Origin of the sequence: Candidatus Neptunochlamydia vexilliferae (genome assembly GCF_015356785.1) — a bacterium.
In the GTDB taxonomy this organism is placed as follows: domain Bacteria; phylum Chlamydiota; class Chlamydiia; order Chlamydiales; family Simkaniaceae; genus Neptunichlamydia; species Neptunichlamydia vexilliferae.
Genome location: NZ_JAAEJV010000011.1, coordinates 40,598 through 47,638, shown reverse-complemented (window position 1 = coordinate 47,638; position 7,041 = coordinate 40,598). Strand labels below are relative to the sequence as shown.

Below are 7,041 nucleotides of genomic sequence, written 5' to 3'. Positions count from 1 at the left end.
GCCCGAGGACTATCGGGTCTTAGCCTGTGGAGTGAGTCTATAGATCTCACATTGAAGCAGGAACCAGCAGGGATTAGCGATAAGAGCCTGCTCCTAGGGCGTATTTAGACAACCTGGGAATCCTCTTCCTTTAGGGAGAGGAGGATGTCAAATCGTCGAGTTTAAGCTCGATAAAAGTGCCGATGCTGCTTTAGAGCAAGCAGACTTTGGCAAATATAAGGAAAAGTATTCCCAAGGAAAGCAAGATCTAGTTGTTCTGGGGGTAAACTTTAGTTCAGACTCCCGTAATATTTCAGATTGGAAAGGGGATGTTTTTTCCTCGTCAGGGGAAAAAGTAAAAACGATTCAGTCAGAGGTTTAACCCCTGGGTACTATCAATTGACAGTAGTACCACTCCGGGGTTTAATTAAAATCATCCATCGGTTAGTGTGGGAGAAAAACATCTAAGGACTTTTATGAATGAAGATGTGAAGAAACTCGGTGAGCTTTTTAAGTCGAAGCGAAAAGAGCTCAATCTCTCACTCAAAGAGGTGGAAAATGCCACCTCGATCCGAACCTCCCACTTAGAGGCGATCGAGGAGGGGAAAAAGGACCGGTTCCTCTCTCCTGTTTATATGCTCGGTTTTATGCGGCAATACGCGAAGTTTTTAGAGCTCGATGGGGAAAAACTCATAGAGGAGCACCCCGGAGCGGTGAAGCTTGAGCAGGAAAAACAAGAGTTTTCTTATGGAATTGGAACGTTGGAGAGGAGAAACAGCATGGGAGGGGGTGTCAAATGGCTTCCCAACCTCCTTTGGGGAGCGGTTGGTGTTGGCGTCCTCGTTATCGCTTACTATTTTGCAAAATACCTCGGTCTTTTTTAGCCTATGACAAATCGCCTCATCAAGGAAAAGTCTCCCTATCTCCTCCAACATGCCCACAACCCGGTTGACTGGTATCCCTGGGGAGAAGAGGCTTTTGAAAAGGCCCGCGCAGAAGGGCGACCGATCTTCCTTTCGATCGGGTATGCCACCTGCCACTGGTGCCATGTGATGAGCCGCGAATCGTTCGATGATCCTGAGATTGCAGCGGAGATGAACGCCCTTTTTGCGAACATTAAGGTCGATCGTGAAGAGCTCCCAGAAATCGATAGCCTCTACATGGAATTTGCCCAGGCTCTGATGGCTTCAGGAACGGGGTGGCCCCTCAACTTGATCCTTACTCCCGAGCTAAAGCCCTTTTATGCGGCAGCCTACCTTCCTCCAGAAGAGCGGCAGGGGATGATGGGGATGAAACAGCTTGTCCGCCACATCCGGGAGCTGTGGGCGAGTGAAGAAAAAGAGCTCCTTTTTGACCAGGCCAATAAGCTCGTTGATCTTTTCGAAAAATCGGTGATGACCCGGGGAGAAGAAGTGCCAACAGAGGGGACTTTGGATGAGGCGTTGGAAAGTCTTTTTGAAACAGCTGACCCCATTTATGGAGGGATGCAAGGAGCGCCCAAATTTCCCGTTGGCTACCAGTGCCAATTCTTCTTAAACTATGCCAAAACCTATAACGACCCCCGCCCCCTCTTTTTTGCCGAAAAAACCCTCGAGAGGATGCATCTCGGAGGGATTTATGACCATGTCGGGGGAGGGTTTTCCCGCTACAGCGTCGATGAAAAGTGGGTGGTTCCCCACTTTGAAAAGATGCTCTACGACAATGCCATCTTAGCCGGAGCTTACCTCGACGCCTGGCGCTATACCCAAAAAGAAAAATACCGGAAGGTGACCGAAGAGATTTTAGACTATATCCTCCGCGATATGAGACACCCCGATGGAGGCTTTTTCTCCGCTGAAGATGCAGAGACCGAAGGGGTTGAAGGGGCCTTTTATGTGTGGACCAAAGAAGAGGTGATGGAGGCTCTTCCCCCAGATGATGGAGCCCTTTTTTGCGAATATTTTGATGTGACCGATGTGGGGAATTTCCATGGGAAAAACATCTTACACCGGACCCTTCCCCTTGCAGAATTTGCCGACTACCGGGGGCTTGACGAAGCGCAGGTAAACGCCTCTCTTGAACACTCATTAAAAACCCTTTACGAAGCGCGAGAAAAGCGGACCCGCCCCTTTAAAGATGATAAGGTTCTCGTTTCGTGGAATGCGCTTATGATCGATACCCTTGTGAAGGCGGGAGTTGCCCTTGAAAACAAGAGCTACTTAGAAGCGGGAGTGAAAGGGGCCACCTTTATTCGGCAGCACCTTTGGAAAGAGGGAAAACTCCTCCGCCGCTTCCGCGAAGGAGAAGCTGGTTATGAAGGCTCTTTAAACGATTATGCAGCTCTCATCCGCGCTCTGATCACCTTGTATGAAGCGGGGCAGGGAGAGAGCTATTTAGAGTGGGCGCTAGAAATGACCGCCCATTTGGAGCAGGGCTATAAGGCGGACGAAGGGGCTTTTTATTTAACGGGGCCTGACCACTCGATTCTGATGCGGCGGTGTGAGCTGTATGATAGCGCCGAGCCCTCAGGAAATGCCCTCCACGCCGAGAACCTCATTCGCCTCTACCAGATCACCCACAACCGAGAGTATTGGATCCAAGCCGAAGATATTCTCAAGGTGGCAAAAAACTTTATCGAGGCCTATCCCCAAGGGGCTTCTTATCACTTACTTTCTCTTCTTCGCTATTTAGATGGGGAGCTTCCTACCCTTGTCATAGCCCTTGATGAAAAGAAAAGTGGCCAAAAAGAGGTACTTCAAGAGGTCTTTGGAAGGCTTCTTCCCCACTTAGCACTCAGCTGGGACTCTAAAGAGTATCCCTGCAAAGAGGGGAAGACCACATTTTACCTGTGGAAGCAGGGGAAGTGTCAACCTTCTATCACAAAGTGGAAGGAGGTTGAATCGTTACTTAGGAGAATTTAACCAAGTGTAGGTATTTTTTATGGTGCCATAACCTAATGCAACTGCAGAAATAATTGAAGAAATAACTGCAATATAAAACACAATACCGTCATCGTTAGACGCTTTTTCCAGAGCAGCTGCTGAGAGTGCAATTGGTACTGCAAGGCCTCCAGAAATTGCGCCCACCGTTTTCCAGTCAGGACATTTTTGATAAATAGCAGAAATATTCATGATTTTTTTTCCTTTTAGATTTCAAAGTGGGTGTAATTGTACTCAATCGAAGAATTTAAAGCAACCCCTTGATCTCATATGACTATTAGTGGTAAAACTAGGTAAATTCGAACCTTAAGGAAACTTCTCATGGATAAAAGCACACTTGGAGACTATGCAATCATCAAACAAATCGGTCAGGGAACCCTTGGGTCGGTCTATCTTGCCGAACACCGTTTTGTTAAAGAGCAGTATGTTTTAAAAGTGCTTCCCGAAGAGCTTTCGACCGATCGGAATTTTATTCAGCGGTTTGAAAAAGAGGTGGCGACTCTTGCAAAACTCGACCATCCCCATATCGTAAAAGTTCATAACGTCTCCTTTGCGGAAGGGTATTACTTTCTCGTGACCGACTGTGTGGTTGACTGCTTTGGAGAGACGACAACGCTCACGCAGTACCTTGGAGTGAATAAGCAGAACCTCAATGAAAATGAGATCTTAGAGCTTTTAACACAGGTAGCATCGGCTCTTTGTTATGCCCATCAGGCCCATTTGGGAGGAGAGCCACTCGCTCACCGTGGCCTCAAGCTCAACAACATCTTGGTGGGAAAAGGGGAGCGGGGACTCCACGTCTCTTTGTCTGACTTTGGGCTGGCCCACATCGTTGGCGAAGGGGCTATCTTGACCCGTATGTATAAGACCCTTGCGAACGTCCTTTCTTTGGATCTTGCCCAGTCAACTTTTACCAAGCCGGGAGAAGAAAAATACCTCACAGGTACCTTTGAGTCGAGCAAGTTATCAAAACTCCATGCTTCCTTCTTGCAAACCTACCACTTCTTAGCCCCGGAGCAGCGGATCTATCGAGAAAAACCGGTCGGCCCCAAGGCCGATATGTATGCTTTTGGTGTTTTGACCTACTTCCTTTTGATGCACTCCTTCCCCGAAGGGTATTTTAATCTTCCTTGCGAGGTCTATCCCGACTTTCGCCTTAACTGGGATCATCTGATTAAAGAGTGTCTCCGCCCGGATCCGAACCGCCGTCCTGAGTCTCTCCTTCGGATCCTCGATGAGCTCCAAAAGCCTCAAAAGATGGAAGCTCCAAAGCCTCAGGAAGAGATCTTAGATTGGAATGAAGGGGCTGTTGAGGCTCCCCTCCAAGAAGAGATGGAGGAAGGGGGCGTTGCCACGCTTACCGAAAAAGAAGAAAAGCCCGAGATGCTTAAGAAAGTTTCTGAGATGGTCCGTGGCGGGGTAAAACCAGTTCTCAATCCTCAAGAGATCAAGCGTCCCGAGTATGACCCCGATCCGAGCGCAGCCTTCCATGTCGATAGCACCGTTGCCCGCTACATCCCTCAAGAAGAAGAGGTGAAAAATGTGGAGCCGATCCAAACGGAAATGACGGTAATCGATGGGGGAGAATATTACCGAGGGAGTGATGAAGGGGGGAGGGACGAGCGTCCTCGCCACCAGGTGAAGCTATCGAGTTTTGCTCTCGATGTTCACCCGGTCACCAACGAGCAATTTGTCCGTTTCCTAGAGGTGATGGGAGGGGAAAAAGATGCCAACAATAACGACATTATCCAGCTCCGCGAGTCGCGGATCCGCCGCCATGGAGGAAAACTTTCGATCGAGTCGGGCTATGCAAAACACCCCGTCATCGGAGTGACCTGGTATGGGGCGATTGCCTATGCGAAGTGGGTGGGGAAGCGCCTCCCCACAGAAGCGGAGTGGGAGATCGCGGCTTCTTGCGGTGAAGAGCTCACCTATCCAACAGGAGAGAGCCTAGAGCGGACTCAAGGAAACTTCTTTAGCGCCGACACTACCCCTGTGAAAAGCTATCCCCCCAACAAAAATGGTCTTTATGACCTTGTGGGGAATGTCTACGAGTGGTGCCAAGATTGGTATGACTACAACTACTATGAAGTGGCGATGCAGCGTCCAGATAATCCGAAGGGGCCCCTCCAAGGGGTCTACCGGGTCCTCCGTGGTGGTTGCTGGAAGAGCCTTAAAGATGACCTCCGCTGCTCTCACCGTCACCGAAACAACCCGGGAATTGTCAACCGAACCTATGGGTTCCGGTGTGCTGCCGACGTTGATGAATAATGGGTCATCTGATACCCTATTCATATGAAACTTTTACTTTCCAAGCCGAGAGGTTTTTGCGCAGGCGTTGTCCGGGCCATTGAAACGGTCGAGCGGGCTCTAGAAGCGTGGGGGCCTCCGATCTATGTGAAGCATGAGATTGTCCACAACCGCCACGTGGTTGAAGATCTCGAGCAAAAAGGGGCCATCTTTATCGAAGATCTTGATGAGGTCCCAGAAGGCTCTCGGATCATCTACTCGGCCCACGGCATTCCCCCTTCGGTGCGCGACCATGCCAAACGGCGTAACCTCATCGAAATCGATGCCTCATGTGGTCTTGTGATCCGGGTCCACTCAGCAGCGAAGCGGTATGCTAAAAAAGGGTACCACATCCTCCTTATCGGCCACAAAAATCATGTCGAGGTGATTGGAACGGCAGGGGAAGCTCCCGAGGTGACCACCATCATCGAGTCAGTCGAAGATGTCGAAAAGCTCACCTTTCCCCAAGAGCAACGCCTTTTCTACACCACACAGACCACCTTAAGTCTTGACGATGTGAAAGACATTACCGATGCGCTCAAAAAGAAATATCCTTTGATCGAAACCTTGCCGAGTTCCTCGATCTGCTATGCCACGACAAACCGGCAGCTAGCGCTCCGAGAAATTACCCATTCGGTCGATCTTGTCCTTGTCGTGGGGGATCCGACAAGCTCCAATTCGAACCGTCTTTGCGAGGTAGCCCGCACACGGAGAATCCCCGGGCACCTGATCAATGATCCTCAAGAGATCGATCCCGCATGGCTCGAAGGGGTGCAGGCGATTGGGCTAACCGCCGGCGCCTCAACTCCCGAGTCGGTCGTCCAAAAGTGTATCGAGCATCTCTATACTCTCGGTGTTACCGAGACCGAAGAGGTGGAATACACCGAAGAAAATGTCTTCTTTGAATTACCTAAAGAGGTTTTGACGTAGACTTAGGAGCTGGGCAAGAATAACTCATGCATTTCTGCAACCATAACATCTTCATCTGCTTTGTTGCAACTCCTTGAAAGCTTTGAATAAGTTGTTGAGCGTGAGTGTGGGGTGTCAAAAATGTTTGAAAATTCGGCATGGTTCAAAATAGGGTAATAATTTTTGGTCTTATGTAAAGATGCGTCGGGGGCAAGCCCCCTGCTGCCCCCTTGAGCTTCAATCTGGCAAGCCAAATCGACCCTCCTCGGGGGGCCGTGCAAAGCACTGTCCACCCCTTGTGCGGGGCGATTTTGCAGAGCCATCTTGAAGCCGCGGACAGCTCACCGCATGGCTTTTCTTCGCCTTTGGCTCCGAAGCCATGTCAGTTCGCTGGAAAGGTTTTTTCCTAGAAAACCTTGCACATCTTTCACGAAGGACCAAGTTTTTTTTCCAGGTTTTTAGCCACTTAGGATCGACGAATTTCGACAGCTTTCGCGTTGCCTAAAACCAATTCTTGAGCTTGTTTGGGTATAACAAAAAAATTCACTGAACCAACACAGCTTCGGAGCCGAAGGCGAAGAAAAGCTGCATCGTGAAGTGTCCACAAAAAGTATAAAACCCCCGTCGTCTCCCTCGCGGTTTTTGCGATCTTGGCGGCGCTGATTGTGATTGCATCGCGCGGGCGCCTCACCTTTTTAGCCGATCTCTATAACTTCGGGGCGATGCTCGCCTTTTGCATGACCCACCTCTCCCTCATCTATCTCCGGATCAAGCGCCCCAATATGAAGCGCCCTTTTAAAGCTCCTTTCAACATCCGCTTTGGGAAGTATTCTCTCCCTTTGACCGCTCTTTTAGGGGGACTGGCAACGGCTGCAACGTGGGTGCTTGTTGTCTTTACCAAACCCGATGGAAGAAACCTGGGAACGGTCTGGATCCTCCTCGGCCT

At 49.8% G+C, this 7,041-nt stretch carries 5 protein-coding genes and 1 pseudogene; 5 read left to right on the top strand and 1 reads right to left on the bottom strand.

What is annotated here, in order from left to right; all coding sequences use genetic code 11:
* Nucleotides 1–455: 455 nt before the first annotated feature.
* Together NEPTK9_RS03370 and NEPTK9_RS03365 are read left to right on the top strand one after the other, a co-directional pair.
* A complete protein-coding gene (locus tag NEPTK9_RS03370; RefSeq protein WP_194847420.1) occupies nucleotides 456–863 on the top strand; it encodes a helix-turn-helix domain-containing protein in 408 nt (135 codons plus the stop codon).
* Nucleotides 864–866: 3 nt separating this feature from the next.
* Nucleotides 867–2,879: a thioredoxin domain-containing protein gene (locus NEPTK9_RS03365; protein WP_194847419.1), complete on the top strand. Its 2,013-nt coding sequence runs from the start codon at nucleotides 867–869 to the stop codon at nucleotides 2,877–2,879.
* Here the strand turns inward: NEPTK9_RS03365 and NEPTK9_RS03360 are convergent.
* A complete protein-coding gene (locus tag NEPTK9_RS03360) occupies nucleotides 2,862–3,089 on the bottom strand; it encodes a hypothetical protein (RefSeq protein WP_194847418.1) in 228 nt (75 codons plus the stop codon). The genes NEPTK9_RS03365 and NEPTK9_RS03360 overlap by 18 nt on opposite strands.
* A gap of 129 nt (nucleotides 3,090–3,218) precedes the next feature.
* On the opposite strand from NEPTK9_RS03360, the gene NEPTK9_RS03355 reads away from it, so the two are divergent.
* From NEPTK9_RS03355 to NEPTK9_RS09835, 3 genes and pseudogenes are all read left to right on the top strand, one after another.
* Nucleotides 3,219–5,168, top strand: a complete 1,950-nt coding sequence (locus NEPTK9_RS03355; protein ID WP_194847417.1) for a bifunctional serine/threonine-protein kinase/formylglycine-generating enzyme family protein — start codon at nucleotides 3,219–3,221, stop codon at nucleotides 5,166–5,168.
* A 24-nt stretch (nucleotides 5,169–5,192) separates the two neighbouring features.
* Complete coding sequence (gene ispH / locus NEPTK9_RS03350; protein WP_194847416.1) at nucleotides 5,193–6,116, top strand: 4-hydroxy-3-methylbut-2-enyl diphosphate reductase; 924 nt, start codon at nucleotides 5,193–5,195, stop codon at nucleotides 6,114–6,116.
* A 590-nt stretch (nucleotides 6,117–6,706) separates the two neighbouring features.
* A pseudogene (locus NEPTK9_RS09835) lies at nucleotides 6,707–7,036 on the top strand (amino acid permease); the annotation flags it as partial.
* Nucleotides 7,037–7,041: the final 5 nt, after the last annotated feature.